This is a genomic window from Myroides odoratimimus, from assembly GCF_030326305.1.
Lineage (GTDB): Bacteria > Bacteroidota > Bacteroidia > Flavobacteriales > Flavobacteriaceae > Flavobacterium > Flavobacterium odoratimimum_A.
Map to the genome: position 1 here is coordinate 1 of NZ_JACAKB010000011.1, position 19135 is coordinate 19135.

The 19135-nt window shown below is 33.3% G+C and carries 16 protein-coding genes; 8 read left to right on the forward strand and 8 right to left on the reverse strand.

Going from position 1 to position 19135, the window contains the following annotated elements:
• Positions 1-152: 152 nt before the first annotated feature.
• From HX049_RS09600 to idi, 4 genes are all read right to left on the reverse strand, one after another.
• Positions 153-416, reverse strand: a complete 264-nt coding sequence (locus HX049_RS09600; protein WP_286396487.1) for a hypothetical protein — start codon at positions 414-416, stop codon at positions 153-155.
• 65 nt (positions 417-481) lie between these two features.
• The gene (locus HX049_RS09605) at positions 482-1450 is read right to left on the reverse strand and encodes a type I phosphomannose isomerase catalytic subunit (RefSeq protein WP_286415596.1); all 969 of its coding nucleotides are present in this window, start codon (positions 1448-1450) and stop codon (positions 482-484) included.
• Between the two features lie 107 nt (positions 1451-1557).
• Positions 1558-1971: a 6-pyruvoyl trahydropterin synthase family protein gene (locus HX049_RS09610; RefSeq protein ID WP_006264406.1), complete on the reverse strand. Its 414-nt coding sequence runs from the start codon at positions 1969-1971 to the stop codon at positions 1558-1560.
• A gap of 4 nt (positions 1972-1975) precedes the next feature.
• Positions 1976-2503, reverse strand: a complete 528-nt coding sequence (idi, locus tag HX049_RS09615) for an isopentenyl-diphosphate Delta-isomerase (protein WP_006264407.1) — start codon at positions 2501-2503, stop codon at positions 1976-1978.
• A gap of 262 nt (positions 2504-2765) precedes the next feature.
• Between idi and HX049_RS09620 the strand changes: the two genes are divergently transcribed.
• Positions 2766-3002 (forward strand): hypothetical protein, encoded by a 237-nt coding sequence (locus tag HX049_RS09620; RefSeq protein WP_006261952.1) that lies wholly within the window; start codon positions 2766-2768, stop codon positions 3000-3002.
• 561 nt (positions 3003-3563) lie between these two features.
• Here the strand turns inward: HX049_RS09620 and HX049_RS09625 are convergent.
• A complete protein-coding gene (locus tag HX049_RS09625) occupies positions 3564-4016 on the reverse strand; it encodes a hypothetical protein (RefSeq protein ID WP_286415597.1) in 453 nt (150 codons plus the stop codon).
• Between the two features lie 77 nt (positions 4017-4093).
• Positions 4094-6289: an ATP-dependent DNA helicase RecQ gene (locus HX049_RS09630; RefSeq protein WP_286415598.1), complete on the reverse strand. Its 2196-nt coding sequence runs from the start codon at positions 6287-6289 to the stop codon at positions 4094-4096.
• A gap of 89 nt (positions 6290-6378) precedes the next feature.
• Between HX049_RS09630 and HX049_RS09635 the strand changes: the two genes are divergently transcribed.
• The 6 genes from HX049_RS09635 to HX049_RS09660 all read left to right on the forward strand — a co-directional run bounded on the left by HX049_RS09635 (position 6379) and on the right by HX049_RS09660 (position 14824).
• Positions 6379-7344 (forward strand): KpsF/GutQ family sugar-phosphate isomerase, encoded by a 966-nt coding sequence (locus HX049_RS09635; RefSeq protein WP_286415599.1) that lies wholly within the window; start codon positions 6379-6381, stop codon positions 7342-7344.
• A gap of 32 nt (positions 7345-7376) precedes the next feature.
• Positions 7377-8189, forward strand: a complete 813-nt coding sequence (gene tatC / locus HX049_RS09640; protein WP_006260211.1) for a twin-arginine translocase subunit TatC — start codon at positions 7377-7379, stop codon at positions 8187-8189.
• Between the two features lie 17 nt (positions 8190-8206).
• Positions 8207-8947, forward strand: a complete 741-nt coding sequence (gene lptB, locus HX049_RS09645; RefSeq protein WP_286395607.1) for an LPS export ABC transporter ATP-binding protein — start codon at positions 8207-8209, stop codon at positions 8945-8947.
• 235 nt (positions 8948-9182) lie between these two features.
• Entirely contained in the window at positions 9183-9968 is a 786-nt protein-coding gene (locus HX049_RS09650; RefSeq protein ID WP_286415600.1) for a polysaccharide biosynthesis/export family protein, read from the forward strand.
• 4 nt (positions 9969-9972) lie between these two features.
• Entirely contained in the window at positions 9973-12366 is a 2394-nt protein-coding gene (locus HX049_RS09655) for a GumC family protein (RefSeq protein WP_286415601.1), read from the forward strand.
• 238 nt (positions 12367-12604) lie between these two features.
• Positions 12605-14824: an NADP-dependent isocitrate dehydrogenase gene (locus HX049_RS09660; protein WP_286415602.1), complete on the forward strand. Its 2220-nt coding sequence runs from the start codon at positions 12605-12607 to the stop codon at positions 14822-14824.
• Between the two features lie 58 nt (positions 14825-14882).
• Here the strand turns inward: HX049_RS09660 and HX049_RS09665 are convergent, their stop codons facing one another.
• The gene (locus tag HX049_RS09665; RefSeq protein WP_286415603.1) at positions 14883-15584 is read right to left on the reverse strand and encodes a LytR/AlgR family response regulator transcription factor; all 702 of its coding nucleotides are present in this window, start codon (positions 15582-15584) and stop codon (positions 14883-14885) included.
• Complete coding sequence (locus HX049_RS09670; RefSeq protein WP_286415604.1) at positions 15560-16561, reverse strand: sensor histidine kinase; 1002 nt, start codon at positions 16559-16561, stop codon at positions 15560-15562. Before HX049_RS09670 ends, HX049_RS09665 begins: the two co-directional genes overlap by 25 nt.
• 156 nt (positions 16562-16717) lie before the next feature.
• On the opposite strand from HX049_RS09670, the gene HX049_RS09675 reads away from it, so the two are divergent.
• On the forward strand, positions 16718-19132 hold the full coding sequence (locus tag HX049_RS09675; RefSeq protein ID WP_286415605.1) for a TonB-dependent receptor: 2415 nt from the start codon (positions 16718-16720) through the stop codon (positions 19130-19132).
• Positions 19133-19135 lie beyond the last annotated feature (3 nt).

The following is a 19135-nucleotide window of genomic DNA, read 5'->3' on the forward strand; positions in this document are numbered from 1 at the left end:
CGATGGAGGGACTCGAACCCACGACCTGCTGATTACAAATCAGCTGCTCTAGCCAGCTGAGCTACACCGGCGACTCATTTTGCGAGTGCAAAGATAGCATGGTTTTTCAATCTTGCAACACAAAATGTATCTTTTTTAAATCTTTTTTTCGATTACATTGCGTTGATTTTCTCAACTAATTGACCAGCAACATCTTCTAGTTTTTTATAAACTCCTTTAAAATGTGCCTTTTTATTTTCAACATTTTTTGCATTCACTGCTCCGATTAATTCATCGAAAGAAACAAACGCTTCTTCAAGTAATGCATTAGTCTCTGCAGTTGGTCCTCCAGTTGTCATTTCTTGAATATAAATTGCTTGGATGATATCACCTAATACATAGTGAATATCTTTTTTTAGGTTCTTTACGCTTGCCATAATTTCCTTTATTTATTATTAATTTTACGCAAATCTACAATATAAAAATGGGGTATACTACTGTTTTAAGAAACAAATATCTCTAAGATTGTAGCCTCACCACTTAAACATATTTGTGATACTGCTGCTGGTATTAGCACAGTCTGTCCACATCGTATAGGATATACCTCTGCTCCTAATATAATCTCACCTTGTCCTTCTGTACATACATATAGATAGAACCTAGAAATATCTTTCTCCTTGTGATACTTCCCTTTTAAAGGAATATAATTTACAGAGAAGAACGGACATTCTACTATTTCATTAGATACATTAATATCTTTAGTATAAGTCAGTTCTACTTCTTTCTTATCATAGTTTATAGCATCTAGTGCCAAATCGATATGCAGTTCTCTAGAGTTACCAGAAGCATCTCGTCTATCCCAGTCATACACTCTATAAGTAATATCTGAAGTCTGCTGAATCTCAGCTAATAGTACACCCGCTCCGATGGCATGGATAGTACCTGTCTCGATGAAGAATACATCTCCTTTCTTTACAGGTATCTCTTTTAATATAGATGGCAGTGTCTTAGCTTCTAAATGATGTAGATAATCCTGCTGAGTCACTCCATCTTTAAAGTCCACTACTATTCTTGCATTCTCATCCGTTTGCATCACATACCACATCTCAGTCTTTCCAAAAGACCCATGGCGCTTCTGAGCTAAATCATCATTTGGATGTAACTGTATAGATAAATCTTCTTTTGCGTCTAGAAACTTAAACAAAAGAGGAAACTTCTTATCAAAACGGCTTATAATATAATCACCTAATATTTCTTCAGGAAACTTCTGAATTAAATCATTTAAACTTAATCCTTCATATACCCCATTTGCGACAACGCTTACATCAGAAGATACACCAGAAATCTCCCAGCTCTCCCCTACCTCATTTGAATCAATATCTTTACCAAGTATTGACTTTAACTTCGTTCCTCCCCAAATTCTGTCTTTCAGAATCGGTTGAAATAGTATCGGATATTGTTTAAAACCCATATATTAATCACTTCTATTAAAAATAAGCTATTGCTTACCTATCTTTCCCAATCGCTATAAAAAACGAGGGTGCAAGTTACAACTTTTCCCATTAGCATCCCCTATAATTAATAATCTCCTTTAAAAGAAACAAAGTTTCTAGCAGTTTCATACAATATCACTTCTAGCTCTTTATCATCATTAATAAAAGGTCTTAATTTTTGCCATATCACTACTGCGATATTTTCTGCTGTAGGGATTAGCTCTAAAAACTCTGGTACATCTAAATTTAAGTTTTTATGATCAAAGTTCTCTTCTATCTCTGATTTTATTAAATCCGACAGCTCTTTTAAATCCATAACAAATCCTGTCTCTGGATCAAGCTCTCCTGTCACCTGAACAATTAATTCATAATTATGTCCGTGATAGTTAGGATTATTACATTTACCAAAAACAAGTTGATTCTTCTCCTCTGACCATTCTTTTCTATGCAAGCGATGTGCTGCATTAAAGTGAGCTTTTCTACTAACAGTTAATCTCATACTATTATTTCTTTTGAGCTTCTATAAAATGATAAAACTTAGAAAAAATGATTTTAAACCAAGCTGTATATATATTAGGATTAGCCTCCATATCTTCCTTTATACCCTCTATAGACATCCACTTCCATGCCTCTACTTCTTCTAAATTGATATTTGGCTCATCATCGTAATATCCAATCATCACATGATCAAACTCATGCTCTGTCAGACCATTGTCAAATGGGGCTTTATAGATAAAACTAAAAACATCTTTTAGGGGCACTTCGAATCCCATTTCTTCCATTAATCTACGTCTACCAGCCTCTATATTTGTTTCGCCTACACGTTGATGACTACAACAAGTATTAGTCCACAATAAAGGCGAGTGATACTTTTCTGAAGCGCGTTGTTGTAACATTACTTCATTATTTTTATTCAAAATAAAAACAGAAAATGCACGATGTAACAAAGCTTTTTCATGAGCTTCTATCTTTTCCATTACTCCTACTTGTTCATCTTGTTCATTTACTAATACCACTAACTCTTCTTTCATACCTAATAATTTATATCAACCTCAAAAATACAAAAAAGATACGGTTAAACTAATCTCTTTATCAGATAGCATCGTTATAAACCTGTCTTTCTGTTATAATATTCATTTATAAACGACTACACTCCCCCTTTTGTTATCTGCTCTTCCATTTTATCTTGCAATACTATTCATCCGCAGTACTTCTCCACCTAGCGTCTTCTACTAATTCTTCAATTATTTCTTCCTATTTTTTGACTACTTTTGTACAAATGACAATTAGAAAATGGAAAGACAAATCAAACTTATTTGGGATTTTAAAGGTCCTGCTGGAGAAAAAACAGCTGAGCATCACGTAATACACCTTAAAGAGTATGTCGCTATAGAACAACTACCCATCTCTATCATAGACTACACAGTATTAGCACCTGAACACACTATCGCGTATATGGTAGTCAATGATGAGCAAATGAGACAACTAAGAGACATCCTAAAGCCACATCGAGGAGAATTATACGAATAGACTGCATCTGTAAATGCATATATCAAGAGGTAACCTATATAATGAGTTACCTCTTTCTTTTTTACAACACGACTCTTCTTTCTAGACGTTTTTTAATTATTTTAAAAAAAAGTTGTCCTTTTTTTTATTTTAGAGTCTAAATTTCACTTTTATAAGTGCTTTTTCATATTCTAAAAGGTCTTTTTATCTATTATCCCTCCTAAATAGGAACGAAACCCTGTTCTATATGAAAAAAAGATATACTTTTTTTTAGTACCCAAAATCACACAAAACACTAATAAACAACACATTAAACAAAAAACTATTTTACAAATACAAACTCACCTAATAGCTCATCCCCATATAATACTAATATTAAAGTCGACCTCCTCGACAATCTATGGACAATTACTCGAGATTAGTGGAGCTAGAGGTACTTTTGTCGAGCAATTCTCCATTTACTAATCATGTATTCTTGAACTACTGAAAATTTACAGCAAATAAACACTGACCTAAATACTCTACCTTATATCCGTAAAAAAAGGTGCTCCATAAGAACACCTTTTATCTATATATCTTTCGTTAAGCTAAAGCAATCAAAGCTTCTTTTAGTGCTTCATAGTTTTTATAATAACTTTCTATAATCTTGATTTTTTTCTTTCCACTACTCACTTCTATATAACCATCTTGATTAGTCCAGCGGACATATAATGTGTCTATATGTATCTGCACATCCTCTACAGCGATATCTATGACTTTCTCCTGTCCCAATATTTTCTTATAATATATCTTCTCGCTATCAATCGTTATTTTGTTGAGATAAGGATATATTTTAACTACAGAATAGACTAATATAGTAATCACCACAGCTCCACCTGCTATAGCACTCTCGATATTACTCACCCCGATATCGCCTCTCTTTGCTTTTAATATTAAGATTATAAATAAAATATTTATTAGTAAAAGCACCATAGTAGCGATACTAATCTTGACTAACGAAGATCTTCTAAAACACGATTTTAAAATTTTTTCCATATTTTTAAAAAAAGCATGTAAAAAAATCTTCAGTAGTCGTCTACTGAAGATTTTTATTATTATATCTCTACTATAAACTAGTTTGCTTCTTTACTAATAAACTGAATACGCATTAATCTCAATTCTTCAGTATCATAATCTCCGTCAAACTCAGTCATCGCAGCCTTAATATTATCTGTCTCTGACTCCATAAAGTAGTCATAGATTTCTTCTTGCTGATCTTCGTCTAAGACATCATCTATCCAATATGATATATTCAACTTCGTACCAGAATATACGATTTGCTCCATCTCTTTTAGCAGACCATCCATATCTAATCCTTTAGCGCTCGCAATATCCGATAGAGATAACTTTCTGTCTACGTTCTGAATAATATAAAGTTTTAATGCAGAGTTAGCTCCGGTAGATTTAACCACTAAGTCATCAGGTCTAATGATATCGTTATCCTCCACATACTTACTGATCACATCTACGAACTCCTTACCATATTTCTTAGCCTTACCTTCACTTACACCTATAATATTAGACATCTCTTCAAGTGTCACCGGATACTTAAGTCCCATCTCCTCTAACGAAGGGTCTTGGAATACTACAAATGGAGGTACGCCATATTTCTTCGCTACTTTCTTACGCAAGTCCTTTAGGATACCGATCAGAGCCTCGTCTATCACTAGACTAGCTTTACTAGCAATTACATCCAAATCGTTTTCAGCATCAGAATATTCGTGATCTTCAGTCATCATAAATGACTTAGGATTATCTATAAACTTTAGCCCAGCTTCTGTCAGTTTTAACACCCCATAAGCTTCAATATCTTTGCGCAATAAATCTGCTACTAACACTTGTCTAATAAGAGCTATCCAATACTTCTCATCATGATCTTTACCACAACCGAAGAATTCTAATGTATCTGTCTTATTTACTTTTAGCAATGCGTTGACTTTACCTAATAGAGTGAAGACTATTTCTTTGGTTTTATAAGATTGTTTGGTATCTCTAATTACTTTTAATAATTGAACCACCCCATCTTTAGCCTCTACTTTAGTTTTAGGGTTACGAACGTTATCATCCATATCTGCTCCTTCACCATTGACTTCGTCAAATTCTTCTCCAAAATAATGCAAGATAAATTTTCTTCTAGACATCGATGTTTCAGCATATGCTACCACTTCCTGTAATAAGGCATATCCTATCTCTTGCTCAGCTACAGGCTTACCAGCCATAAACTTCTCAAGCTTTTCTATATCTTTATATGAATAATAAGCTAGACAATGTCCTTCACCTCCATCACGTCCAGCTCTACCCGTCTCTTGGTAATAGCTCTCTAATGACTTAGGAATATCATGATGTATTACATAGCGTACATCTGGCTTATCTATCCCCATACCGAATGCGATAGTAGCTACTACTACATCTACATCTTCCATTAAGAACATATCTTGATGTTTAGCACGAGTCTTAGCATCTAGTCCTGCGTGATAAGGCACAGCACTGATTCCATTTACCTGAAGTACATTTGCGATTTCTTCTACTTTCTTTCTACTTAGACAGTAGATCACTCCAGATTTCCCTTGGTGTTGTTTAATAAAGCGAATGATATCCGTCTCTACATTTTTCGTTTTAGGACGTATCTCATAGAATAAGTTAGGTCTGTTAAACGATGCTTTAAACGTATTCGCGTTTGGAATTTCTAAGTTTTTTAGAATATCCTCTTGAACTTTAGGAGTGGCTGTAGCAGTCAATCCTATAATAGGTATATCTCCAAGACTTCTAATAATATTGCGCAGATTTCTATACTCTGGTCTAAAGTCATGTCCCCATTCAGAAATACAATGGGCCTCGTCAATAGCTACAAAAGATAATTTCTCCCCTTGTAAAAAGCTAACATACTCTTCCTTAGTTAAAGATTCAGGTGCTACGTATAGCAACTTTGTAATCCCACTTTTAATGTCTTCCTTTACCTGAGCTATCTCAGTTTTCGTAAGAGATGAATTAAGCACATGCGCTACACCATGCTCTGAAGATAAACTTCTAATAGCATCTACTTGATTTTTCATCAAAGCAATTAACGGTGAAACAACAATAGCTGTTCCCTCTAACACCAATGCAGGTAATTGATAACAAAGAGACTTCCCTCCTCCAGTCGGCATAATCACAAAAGTATTGTGTCCAGAAATAATACTTTTGACCACATCTTCCTGAAGACCTTTGAATTGAGAAAATCCAAAAAATCTCTTTAACTCTTTGTGCAAGTCAATTTCAGTTGATTTCATTATTTTTGTATGGTATTTTACATAAATTTGCAGTACATAAAGGTACAAAATTTCTTTAGTTCAATCATAATATTTAACATTCGCTGATTTTGAATACATCAATTAACATATTAAACACCGCCAAAAACACTTTACTTTCTGAGAGTGAAAGCATTAAAAAACTAATCGATTATCTAACGGATGATTTTGAAAAAACTGTTAAAGCGATTTTCAACTGCAAAGGGCGAATAATTGTGACAGGGATAGGCAAAAGTGCACTAATTGGAGCGAAAATAGTAGCTACATTAAATTCTACAGGAACTCCGTCTATCTATATGCATGCTGCTGAGGCAATGCATGGAGATCTAGGTCTAATCCAACCAGGAGACTGTATCATCTGTATATCTAATAGCGGTAATAGCCCAGAAATAAAAGTACTAGCTCCTATCCTAAAAAGACATAACAATACGCTTATCGCTATCACAGCTAATGAAAATTCTTTTTTAGCAAAAAGCGCAGACTATATTCTACTATCTAAAATAGATAGAGAAGCAGAACAGAATAATCTAGCTCCTATGAACAGTACTACTGCTCAGCTAGTTTTAGGAGATGCATTAGCCGCTTGTCTTATAGAATTAAGAAACTTCACAGCAGAAGACTTCGCAATGTACCATCCAGGTGGAGCATTAGGTAAAAAATTGTTACTTTTGGTGCAAAACATACTAAAAAGCGAAAACAAACCTGCTGTCTCTCCAGACTCTTCTATCCAAGAAGTGATCGTAGAGATATCAGAGAAACGCCTAGGAGTGACTGCTGTAGTAGATAATGAGCAAATCGTGGGAATCATAACAGATGGAGACTTGCGCCGCATGCTACAAAAAAGTAGTAATCTAAACGATTATAAGGCTAAAGATATAATGTCTATCAACCCTAAGTCAATAGAAAGCTCTGAACATGTATCTAAGGCTTTGTCAATATTAGAGGACAACTCTATCACGCAGTTATTAGTGACACAAAACAACAAGTACGTAGGCGTAATCCACCTACATGATATATTAAAAGAAGGGATCGTATAAATATGGCAAACTCAGATAAATCAAAAAAGGAAATGTCTTTCCTAGACCACTTAGAAGAATTAAGATGGTTATTAGTTAGATCTTCAGCATTTATACTAGGAGGAGGGGCAGTCGCTTTTATTTTTAGTGATTTTATTTTTGACAAAATCATTTTTGCACCTAAAAGAAGTGATTTTGTTACCTATCAATTCTTTTGTAAAATAGCACAACGTTTTGATTTTGATAGAAGCTTTTGTCTACAAGACTTACCCTTCGAAATTCAGAATAGAACGATGGATGGGCAGTTCTCTGTATTAATTTGGACTTGTATTTCCGCAGGTTTTATTATTGCAGTTCCTTTCATTCTTTGGGAAATATGGAAGTTCATCAGCCCCGCACTTTATACAAAGGAAAAAAAATACGCTAAACTTTTTATCGTTGTATCTTCTTTATTATTCTTTATGGGAGTAGTATTTGGATACTATGTTATCACTCCTCTATCTATTAATTTCCTTGCGAACTTACAGGTGAGTGATATCGTTAAAAACCAAATAGATATCAACTCTTATATTGGTCTTGTAAAAACGACATCTATAGCATGTGGTTTAGTATTCGAATTGCCGATTATTATTTACTTCTTATCTGTGTTAGATTTAGTTACTCCACAGTTCTTAAGAGACTATAGAAAATACGCTATTGTATTGATATTAATCATCGCAGCTGTAATTACACCACCAGATGTAGTGAGCCAAATTATAGTATCTATTCCTTTACTTATACTATATGAAGTGAGTATTTATATCTCTCTCTTCGTACACAAAAAGAACAAGAAAATAGAAGCGAGTAAAACAAAACAAATTGACTAATCTCATATTTTAAAATCATGAAATTAAGAGCTGATAATTTAATCAAGATGTACAAAAAACGCAAAGTCGTTAAAGGTATATCAGTAGAGGTTAATCAAGGAGAGATTGTAGGGCTATTAGGACCTAATGGTGCCGGTAAAACTACTTCTTTCTATATGATCGTAGGATTAGTAAAACCCAATAGTGGGCATATATACTTAGACAACACGGATATAACCGATTTTCCGATGTACAAACGTGCTCAACACGGTATAGGGTACTTAGCACAAGAAGCCTCTATCTTTAGAAAACTAAGTATAGAGGATAACATACTAAGCGTACTTCAATTAACAAAACTCTCTAAAAAAGAACAAGAAGCTAAAATGGAATCTCTAATAGATGAGTTTAACCTAAACCATGTACGTACTAATCGTGGAGATGTATTATCTGGTGGAGAAAGAAGACGTACAGAGATCGCTAGAGCCTTAGCTACAGATCCAAAATTCATTCTTCTAGATGAGCCGTTTGCAGGAGTTGACCCAGTAGCAGTAGAAGATATCCAAAAGATCGTTGCTAACTTAAAAAACAAAAACATTGGTATCCTTATTACAGATCACAATGTTCAGGAGACACTAGCTATTACAGACAAAACCTACCTGATGTTCGAGGGAGGTATCTTAAAAGCAGGTGTTCCAGAAGAATTAGCAGAAGACGAAATGGTACGAAAAGTGTACTTAGGTCAGAACTTTGAACTACGTAAAAAGAAACTAACGTTTTAAATAAAAAATCAGAAGCTACTTTTACATATTTAACAACTATTATTTATAGTTCTTTTAATTTCTGAGATTATTGTGTTTTTTATAATTAGAAAAAAAGCGAATTATCCTAAAAACAATGTGCTTTTTGCGAAAGCAGCATTCTATCTCTACTAAGAAAAAACTATATTTGACACTTTAAATGGTAAAACTCTTTTTTTTGACTATTTAGAAACTATATATTTGCAAAAAAATAACAATGAAAAATATAATTGCGCTAAAACTATCTCTTTTCTTCTGCACTATGCTATTGCTAGGTTCATGTGCATCTAAAGAGAGCATTGTATACTACCAAAACGTTGAGGATGTATTATTAAAAGAGTCTAATGACAATAAATTCGAGACTCGTTTAAGATCTGATGATTTGCTAATGATCATTGTATCTGCTGAAGATCCTGAAGCAGCAGCACCTTTCAACTTGATGAATACAATGACCACAAATCCTAATAACCCAGCTGGAAGCGGTACAATGACTCAACACTTATACTTAGTAGATAGTGATGGAAATATAGAGTTCCCTGTATTAGGAACGATTAAAATAGGTGGTAAAAGCAAAAAAGAAGCTGTAGAAATACTTACAAAACAAATAAGCCAATATATCAACAACCCTATTGTCAACATGAGAATCATGAACTACAAAGTGACAGTACAAGGGGAGGTAAATAAGCCAGGAGTACACACTATCAATAGTGAAAGACTTACATTAGCTGAAGCGATAGCGCTATCTGGTGACTTAACAGTATATGGAAAAAGAGACAATATATTATTGATAAGAGAAATAGATGGTAGAAGAGTACCAATTCGTGTAGATATGACTAAAGCCGACTTTATGGTATCTCCTTACTATTATTTAAATCAAAACGATATTGTATATGTAGAGCCTAACAAAACAAGAGTTAACTCTTCTGTAGTAGGACCTAACTTAAGTTTAGGAATCTCTGCATTATCACTTTTAGTAACTGTAATAGCACTAGCCGTAAAATAATACAATGGAAAACAAATTTGACAATCAAGAAAATTCTAATATTAACATAAGAGAAGAACTAGAGAAATATTTAGTTCACTGGAGATGGTTTGTATTAAGTGTTTTTATTACTGTAGCTTTAGCTTTCGTTTATTTACGTTATAGCCAGAAAATATATTCTATCAGTACTTCTATCATTGTAAAAGATGAGAAAAGAGGTGGTGGAATAGCTTCTGAAATGGCAGCATTCGCTGACTTAGGAATGTTCTCTGGTGGTAAAAGTAATGTAGAAAACGAAACACAAGTACTACAATCAAGAAGTCTTGCAGAGAGAACAGTTAGAAGATTACAATTAAATATAGCTTTAATCAATAACGATAGATTTGTAAAAAAGGATTTATATGGTAATAGTCCTGTTTCTATCAACTTTGTGGAGCGTGTTTTTGACTTTGATGATATTGAGTATTTTTTTATTATTAAAGATAGAACTGAATCCTCTTTTCTATTATTAGATGAAGAGGAAGAAGAAATAGGTACTTTTAAATACGATGAACCTATTACTACTATACTTGGTAAACTTATCGTAACTAAAAACGCTCCTAAAAAAGAAGGTACATTAGATGCTCTTAAAAAAGAAGGTGCTGAAGAAACTGTAAATGAAATATTGGTACAGATAAAACCTGTACAAAAAGTTGTTGATTACTACGTAAAAGAAGTAAAAATAGCTCCTACTGATAAATTCTCTACAGTACTTGAATTATCATTGCTAAACGCTACACCTGCTAAAGCAAAAGATTACTTAAACACCATGATTACTCTATACAATGATGGTGCTATCGCTGATAAACGTTTTATCTCAGAGAAAACTTCAGAGTTTATTGATTCACGTCTAGTTCTAATTACAGATGAATTAGGTGATGTAGAGAAAAATGTAGAAGGATATAAAGCTAGAAATAGTATTACTGATATTCCTACTGAATTAAAAATTCACTTAGAGAATGCTAATGTTTATGAAAAGCAAATTATTGAAAATGAAACTGAATTAAAAGTTATCTCTTCATTAATTGAATTCTTAAAAAACAGCAAACCAAACGAATTACTACCAGGTAATATAGTATCGACAGATGTAAGCTCAAATAGCTTAATTAATCAATACAACCAGCTAGTATTAGAAAGAAATAAACTAAGCACTAGTACAACTAAGCTCAACCCAGCTATCGTAAAATTAGATGATCAAATCAACTCTATGAAAGCTTCTGTATTAGAAAGCCTTTTAAGAGCTGAGAGCAATCTAAAAATTACACGTAGAGAGTTAGCATCTAAAGAATCTGAGTTAAAATCTAAACTATCTCTTGTACCAAAACAAGAGAGAGAGTTCAGAATCATCGATAGACAGCAAAAGGTAAAAGAAGCTATCTACTTATACCTATTCCAAAAAAGAGAGGAAACTGCAATCGCTTTAGCAGCAACAGAACAAAATGCTAAAATAATCGATGTAGCTAAGAGTAGTGATAAACCAGTAGCTCCTAAAAAAGCAATTATCTTATTAGCTGCTCTTATTATGGGAGGACTAATTCCATTTGCTCTAATCTACTTACGCAACTTATTAGATACTAAGGTTAAAACTAGATTAGACATTGAAGAGAATACTCAAGTACCATTCTTAGGAGATATACCACACTCTAACGATAATTCTAAAATCGTTAATATTGCAAGCAGAACAAGTACAGCTGAAGCTCTTCGTATTATCAGAACGAACCTTGAGTTTATGTTAAGTGGTGTACAGGAAGGTAATGCTAAGATGATATTCTTAACTTCTACATTCCCTAAAGAAGGTAAAACATTTACATCTGTAAATATTGCAGCTACAATTGCACTATCAGGTAAACGAACACTTCTTATCGGATTAGATATTCGTAACCCTAGATTAGATGATTATATCATGCTTCCTACTAAAGGGGTATCTGACTACCTATTAAGAAAAGAAGATGATATCAACCAGTATGTTGTAAAAATAGATGGTTACGAAAACATGTATGCGTTACCAGCAGGTACTATTCCACCTAACCCAGCAGAATTACTAATGGGAGATAGAATAGGCGATATGTTTGAGACTCTTAAAAAGCAATATGACTATATTATCGTAGATACAGCTCCAGTGAGTTTAGTTACGGATACCTTGTTAATAGCGAAATACGCAGATACATTTATCTACGTAGCAAGAGCAAACTACCTAGACAAACGTATGCTTAAATTACCAAATGACTTACATAAAGAAGGTAAACTTCCAAATATGTCAATTATCTTAAATGATACTGAAACAAACAAAGGATATGGTTATGGATACGGATATGGTTATGGCCAAGATCTAGAAGTAGATAAGCGCCCATGGTGGAAAAAACTATTAAATCTAAAATAAAAACAAAGGTCACTCTTTTATAGGGTGACCTTTTTCATTAATATGATAAAATATTATATCAAAATGTACTAAAACAGAAATATAAAAAGTATGAATTATCAAATTCGTAATTCAACTCTAAAAAGGGTATTAAGCATCAACAATAACCTACATATTTAGTATATTTGCTATATAAATTTCAAGTTTTAAACAAAATATATTTAACGATAATATTGTTTTCATTTAAAGTAAATACAAAATGACACAAAAATCTAAAATCCTTTACACGTTTACAGACGAAGCTCCAATGTTAGCTACGTATTCGTTCTTACCTATTGTACAAGCATTTGCTAAAACAGCAAGTATAGATGTTGAAACAAGAGATATATCTTTAGCAGGACGTATTCTTGCAACTTTTCCTGAGTTCTTAAAAGAAGAGCAAAGAATCGGTGATGCATTAGCTGAATTAGGAGAATTAGCTAAGACTCCAGAAGCTAATATCATTAAACTTCCAAACATCTCTGCTTCAATACCTCAGTTGAATGCTGCTATTAAAGAATTACAAGCACATGGCTATGCTGTACCTAACTACACTGCAGATGCTAAGACTGAAGAAGAAAAAGAGATAAAAGCTAAATATGCTAAAATTTTAGGTTCTGCTGTAAACCCTGTGTTACGTGAAGGGAATTCAGATCGTAGAGCTCCTAAAGCAGTTAAAAACTATGCTAAAAAACACCCGCACTCAATGGGAGCATGGTCAGCTGATTCTAAAACAAGAGTTGCTTCGATGTCTGAAGGAGATTTTTATGGTAGTGAGAAATCAGTTACTATAGCTGATAACTGTAAATACAAAATTGAATTTGTAGGTACTGATGGTGCAATTAAATTATTAAAAGATTATGCGCCTTTATTAAAAGGTGAAATCATTGATTCATCAGTACTAAACGTAAATAAATTAAAAGCTTTTGTTTCTGAATGTAAAGAAGAAGCTAAGGCAAAAGGTATCTTATTCTCTACTCACTTAAAAGCTACAATGATGAAGGTGTCTGACCCTATCATCTTTGGTGCTGTAGTAGAAGTTTACTTCAAAGAAGTATATACTAAATATGCTACTTTATTTGCAGAATTAGGTATTATCCCAAATAATGGATTAGGTGATTTATACGCTAAATTAGCTGGACATGCTCAAGAAGCTGAAGTAAAAGCTGCTATCGACACAGCTATTGCTAATGGACCTGCTATTGCAATGGTGAACTCTGATAAAGGTATCACTAACTTGCACGTTCCTTCTGACGTTATCGTAGATGCTTCTATGCCAGCTATGATCCGTACTTCGGGACAAATGTGGAATGCTGAAGGAAAATCACAAGACACTTTAGCTATCATCCCAGACCGTTGCTACGCAGGTGTATACCAAACTGTAATCGAAGACTGTAAAGCAAATGGTGCTTATAACCCTACTACTATGGGATCTGTTCCTAACGTAGGTCTTATGGCTCAAAAAGCTGAAGAATATGGATCTCATGACAAAACATTCCAAGCTGATACAAATGGAGTAATCCGCGTATCTGATGATAAAGGAAATATCTTCTTTGAGCAAAATGTAGAGTCTGGAGATATATTCAGAATGTGTCAAACTAAAGATGCTCCTATCCAAGATTGGGTTAAATTAGCAGTAAATCGCTCTCGTTTATCTGATACTCCTGCTATCTTCTGGTTAGATGAGAATAGAGCTCACGATAGAGAAATCATCGCTAAAGTAAATACATACTTAAAAGATCACGATACAGCTGGATTAGATATCAGAATCTTAAACCCAGTAGAGGCGACTAAAGTATCTGTAGAAAGAATCCGTCAAGGACTAGATACAATCTCTGTAACAGGAAACGTATTACGTGATTACTTAACAGATTTGTTCCCAATCTTAGAAGTAGGTACATCAGCAAAGATGTTATCTATCGTTCCATTAATGAATGGTGGTGGATTATTCGAAACAGGAGCTGGAGGTTCTGCACCTAAACATATCGAACAATTCATTGAAGAAGGATATTTACGTTGGGATTCTTTAGGAGAGTTCTTAGCTCTAGGTGCTTCATTCGAACACTTAAGCCAAACTCAAAACAACCCTAAAGCGATGGTATTAGCTGAGACATTAGACGAAGCTACTGCTAAGTTCTTAGACAACGATAAATCTCCTGCTCGTAGAGTTGGGTCAATTGATAACCGTGGGTCTCACTTCTACTTAGCAATGTATTGGGCTGAAGCATTAGCTAACCAATCTAAAGATACTGAGTTACAAGCTAAATTTGCTCCTATCGCAAAAGCAATGATTGACGGTGAGGCTAAAATTAACGAGGAATTAATTGCTTCACAAGGTAAAGCTCAAAGTATTGGTGGTTATTACCAATCAAATGTAGCTGACACAGCAAAAGCTATGCGTCCAAGTGCTACCTTAAACCAAATTATCGACACTATCTAATATAGCGGAATATACTAAAAAAAGCTCCTCAGTTAACTGAGGAGCTTTTTTTTTATACTTATTTTACATCTAATAAAATCTGATACTTGCGTCCTATAGGTACTTCGTCTCCATTTTCTAGAATAACTTTACTCATGAATCGCTCTTTTATACATTCTTTATTAATAATAAAAGAACGGTGTACCTGAACAAAGTTATCCCCTATTAATTCTGTCTTAAACCCCACAAGAGACCCATAAACAAAATAACTCTTACGTCTACTTTTAGTAAATATCTTTATATAGTTACCTGCACTTTCAACATAAATAATGTCAGACATTTCAATAAAATAATCAAAGCCATCTTCTTTAATTAACACTTTTTGAAGTTCACTCTTGCGATTATTTTCTTTTCTATCTTTACAAAATACCTTTGCTTTTTCAACTGCTTTTAAAAACTTACTAAAAGCGATAGGTTTTAATAAATAATCTACTGCATCATTCTGATAAGATTCTAATGCAAAGTCTGAATAAGCAGTTGTTACTATCGTGGTTGGTTTAATAGGTAACATTTGTAACAATTCTAAACCTGATACTAAAGGCATATTAATATCTAAGAATAATATATCGACTTCATTACTTTGTAAAAAAGTTAAAGCTTCTTTTCCACTATAAGCATGTCCTATACATTCTAAATCATCACATTGTTTAATATGACTTAAAAGTACCTGATGTGCAGGCTTCTCATCATCTACTATTAAACATTGGTAGGTAATTCCCATAATTCTAAAGTGGTTTTATAATAATTTTTTGATTTGCTTTTTGTAAACTTATATCTCAACTGAGATACTTCTAACCTTCGTTCAAGGTTTAAAAGACCTACTCCTGTTCCACTCTGTAACATTTCGTCAGGTAAACAGCTATTTTCTAATTCGAATAACAAATGATTTTCTCTAGCATATCCTCTTAACTTTATAAAAGGAAAATCTGTCTGTAAGGCAAATTTAATAGCATTTTCAACTAAACTAAAATACAAAAGAGGAGGGACTTGAAACCTCTCAATATCACCTTCATATTTAATATCAACTACTAAATCATTTGTTCTAAACTTATAGTAATTAAAATATTCCTTTAGAAATCCTATTTCATGGTCTAAAGAAACAAACTCTCTTTTGGTTGCTTCTAACTGGTATCTTAATAAATGTGATAATTGTAGAATTCGCTCAGGTGTTTCGCTTGGATTAGTTAAAGCCTCACCGTATAGATTATTCATTGCATTTAAAAGGAAATGAGGATTTAGTTGCATCTTGAGAAAGTCTAATTCTGCCACAGTATTTACTAGACGCTTCTCACGAACTGTAATATCATTGAATACCCATAAGTGAATAAAATAAGTCCCAGAACCTAGAAACATTAAAAATATAGTATTGAGTATTTCACTTAACCATGAATCAAATCCATCAATAAACATATTTAACAGCCCCGTACCAATTAAAACAACAATCCAATAAATAATAAACAATGGTAAGAAAATATTGTATCGCTTGGTAATCATATATTTCTTAATTAGTAATATATTACTAATTAAAATACAGCCATATACAATAAAAAAGGAAGGAACTAATTCTTTCCATATTTCAATTAATGAGCGATCACTTTTATCTACAGAAGCGACGAATGTGAACACACTAAGAAGTAGAATGATAACAGATACATTCCTCAACCAAAAGTTAGAATAAAATTTCCATAATGACTTCATAAAAACAAATGTAAAGAATCATAAATAATTTCATTATCCTTTCAATACTATTTATTTGAAAACCATTAAAATAATAGTTACTCTATCAGCGTTTAATTAAACAAATAGCAATAATTACTTACTTATTTTTGCATTGAAACATAATAAGATAAACGAATGATTAATCACAAAAAGTTGACCAATTATTTATTGGGACTGAGTTTATATGTGTCTACTATCCCCCTTCATGTACAACATACAATGGCTAATGTCATTAATGAACAAGTACAAACTACATTAATAGGAAGGGTATTAGATAACAACTCTCCGCTTATAGGAGCTACTGTTTATATAAAAGAACTAGACCAAGCAACTATTACCAATGAACAAGGAGAATTCACAATCTCTATTCCATCTGGACAATATACCGTTCAAGTATCTTATTTAGGTTATACCACTCACCATTCTAAGATAGATACAGCTAAAGATAATACATTAAAGATTATTCTAAAACCTGATACAGCGCAATTAGACGAAGTAGTGATAGTAAAGAACACTACTAAAGCAGATATTAGAACACCTGAGATGAGTGTTAATAAGTTATCTATAGAAGAAGTTAAGAAAATGCCTGTCGTACTAGGTGAAACAGATGTTTTAAAGTCTATCTTACAACTCCCTGGTGTAACAAATGCTGGTGAAGGAGCATCAGGATTTAATGTTAGAGGAGGTAGTGCAGGACAAAACTTAGTACTTTTAGATGATGCGAATGTATTTAGTTCTTCTCACCTATTTGGTTTCTTCTCAGTATTTAACTCAGATGCACTACAAGACATTAAACTTTACAAAGGAGGAATACCTGCTAGATTTGGAGGAAGAGCTTCTTCTGTATTAGAAGTATTTCAAAAAAACGGTAATACTGAGGAATTTCATGGTACAGGAGGTATTGGTGTAATATCTAGTAGATTAATGGCTGAAGGCCCTATGCAGAAAGGAAAATCTTCATTCTTAGTAGCAGGAAGAGCTTCATATGCACATTTATTCTTAAAGTTAACAGACAATAAGAACTCAGCTTATTTTTATGATCTAAACACTAAGTTAAACTTTGATTTAAACGAAAATAATAAGTTGACTTTATCTGGTTATTTTGGACGAGACGTATTTAGTTTTAGTCAGCTATTAAAGAACACCTTTGGAAACTCTATTTTAAACCTTCAATGGCATCATTTATTCTCAGATAATCTAAGTAGTAAACTTACCACTTCATACAGTGACTATGTATATGATTTAGATATGGAATTAACCAGCTTTAAATGGGATTCTGATATTAAAAGTTATCAATTGAAATATGATCTTACCCATGATATCAATACTAATCTTCAACTAAAATATGGAATAAGTGGTCTTTACTATGATTTTTCACCAGGAGTAATTAAACCAACAAAACCAGATTCTTCTATTATTTATAAGAAAATAGATTCTAAATACGCTTTTGAAGGGGGCGTATACTTAGAAGCAGAACAAAGTATTGGTCAACACTTTAATTTAAACTATGGCGCTAGGTTTTCCACATTTACTAATCTAGGAAAAGAGAATATTAATCTATATCAAAACAATCAACCTGTAAGATATGATAAAGAACTAGGCGTTTACAAAATGGCAGATATTATAGGTACTGAATCCTATAGCAAGGGAAAGAGTATTCAAAGTTATAATAATTTTGAACCACGATTCGGTATTGCCTACATTATTAATGATGATCAATCTATTAAGGCCAGCTATAATAGAATGGCTCAGTACCTTCATTTAATGTCTAATACAGCTGCACCTACTCCATTAGATATCTGGACACCTAGTGGTAAATATATCAAACCAGAACTCGTTGATCAAGTTGCATTAGGATACTTCAGAAACTTTAAAGAAGGAAAATATAGTTTAGAAACAGAGGTTTACTATAAAAAAGGAGATAACAGAGTAGATTATATAGAGGGAGCTCAACTAATAGGTAATGATGCTTTAGAACGCGTAATTCTGACTGGTGAATCTAGAGCATACGGATTAGAACTATTGGTACGTAAGAATTTAGGTAGACTTACAGGATGGGTATCCTATACCTTGGCAAAATCAGAACAAAGAACACCTGGTAGAACGCCAGATGAGCCAGGAATAAATAATGGTCAATGGTATAGAACTGCTTATGATAAAACACATGACTTTTCTGTTACGGCTATGTACCAATTAAATAAAAAATGGGATCTTAGCGCTAGCTTTACCTTACAATCAGGACGCCCTACATCTTATCCAGAAGGAAGATATGACTATTTAGGTCAGAGTGTTCCTAATTTTGGAAAAAGAGGAGCTTATAGCCTACCTGCTTATCACCACCTAGATGTATCAGCAACTTATACTCCTACAAAAAACACAACTAGAAAGTGGCAAAGTGAATGGGTATTCGGCATATACAATCTTTATGGTCGAGCTAATGCCGCTTCCATTTCATTCCGTGAGTACAAAGATCACAGAGGACAGAATGAAGCTGTTAAAATGTCTATTTTCGGAATGGTTCCAAGTGTAACCTATAACTTTAAATTCTAATCA

Coding starts and splice junctions, on each gene's coding strand:
- HX049_RS09620 (WP_006261952.1), top strand. CDS start 2,766: ATGGAAAGACAAATCAAACTTATTTGGGATTTTAAAGGTCCTGCTGGA.
- HX049_RS09650 (WP_286415600.1), top strand. CDS start 9,183: ATGAAAAATATAATTGCGCTAAAACTATCTCTTTTCTTCTGCACTATG.
- HX049_RS09665 (WP_286415603.1), bottom strand. CDS start 15,584: ATGGGAATTACCTACCAATGTTTAATAGTAGATGATGAGAAGCCTGCA.
- HX049_RS09600 (WP_286396487.1), bottom strand. CDS start 416: ATGGCAAGCGTAAAGAACCTAAAAAAAGATATTCACTATGTATTAGGT.
- HX049_RS09660 (WP_286415602.1), top strand. CDS start 12,605: ATGACACAAAAATCTAAAATCCTTTACACGTTTACAGACGAAGCTCCA.
- HX049_RS09675 (WP_286415605.1), top strand. CDS start 16,718: ATGATTAATCACAAAAAGTTGACCAATTATTTATTGGGACTGAGTTTA.
- HX049_RS09605 (WP_286415596.1), bottom strand. CDS start 1,450: ATGGGTTTTAAACAATATCCGATACTATTTCAACCGATTCTGAAAGAC.
- HX049_RS09655 (WP_286415601.1), top strand. CDS start 9,973: ATGGAAAACAAATTTGACAATCAAGAAAATTCTAATATTAACATAAGA.
- HX049_RS09630 (WP_286415598.1), bottom strand. CDS start 6,289: ATGAAATCAACTGAAATTGACTTGCACAAAGAGTTAAAGAGATTTTTT.
- HX049_RS09670 (WP_286415604.1), bottom strand. CDS start 16,561: ATGAAGTCATTATGGAAATTTTATTCTAACTTTTGGTTGAGGAATGTA.
- lptB (WP_286395607.1), top strand. CDS start 8,207: ATGAAATTAAGAGCTGATAATTTAATCAAGATGTACAAAAAACGCAAA.
- tatC (WP_006260211.1), top strand. CDS start 7,377: ATGTCTTTCCTAGACCACTTAGAAGAATTAAGATGGTTATTAGTTAGA.
- HX049_RS09610 (WP_006264406.1), bottom strand. CDS start 1,971: ATGAGATTAACTGTTAGTAGAAAAGCTCACTTTAATGCAGCACATCGC.
- idi (WP_006264407.1), bottom strand. CDS start 2,503: ATGAAAGAAGAGTTAGTGGTATTAGTAAATGAACAAGATGAACAAGTA.
- HX049_RS09625 (WP_286415597.1), bottom strand. CDS start 4,016: ATGGAAAAAATTTTAAAATCGTGTTTTAGAAGATCTTCGTTAGTCAAG.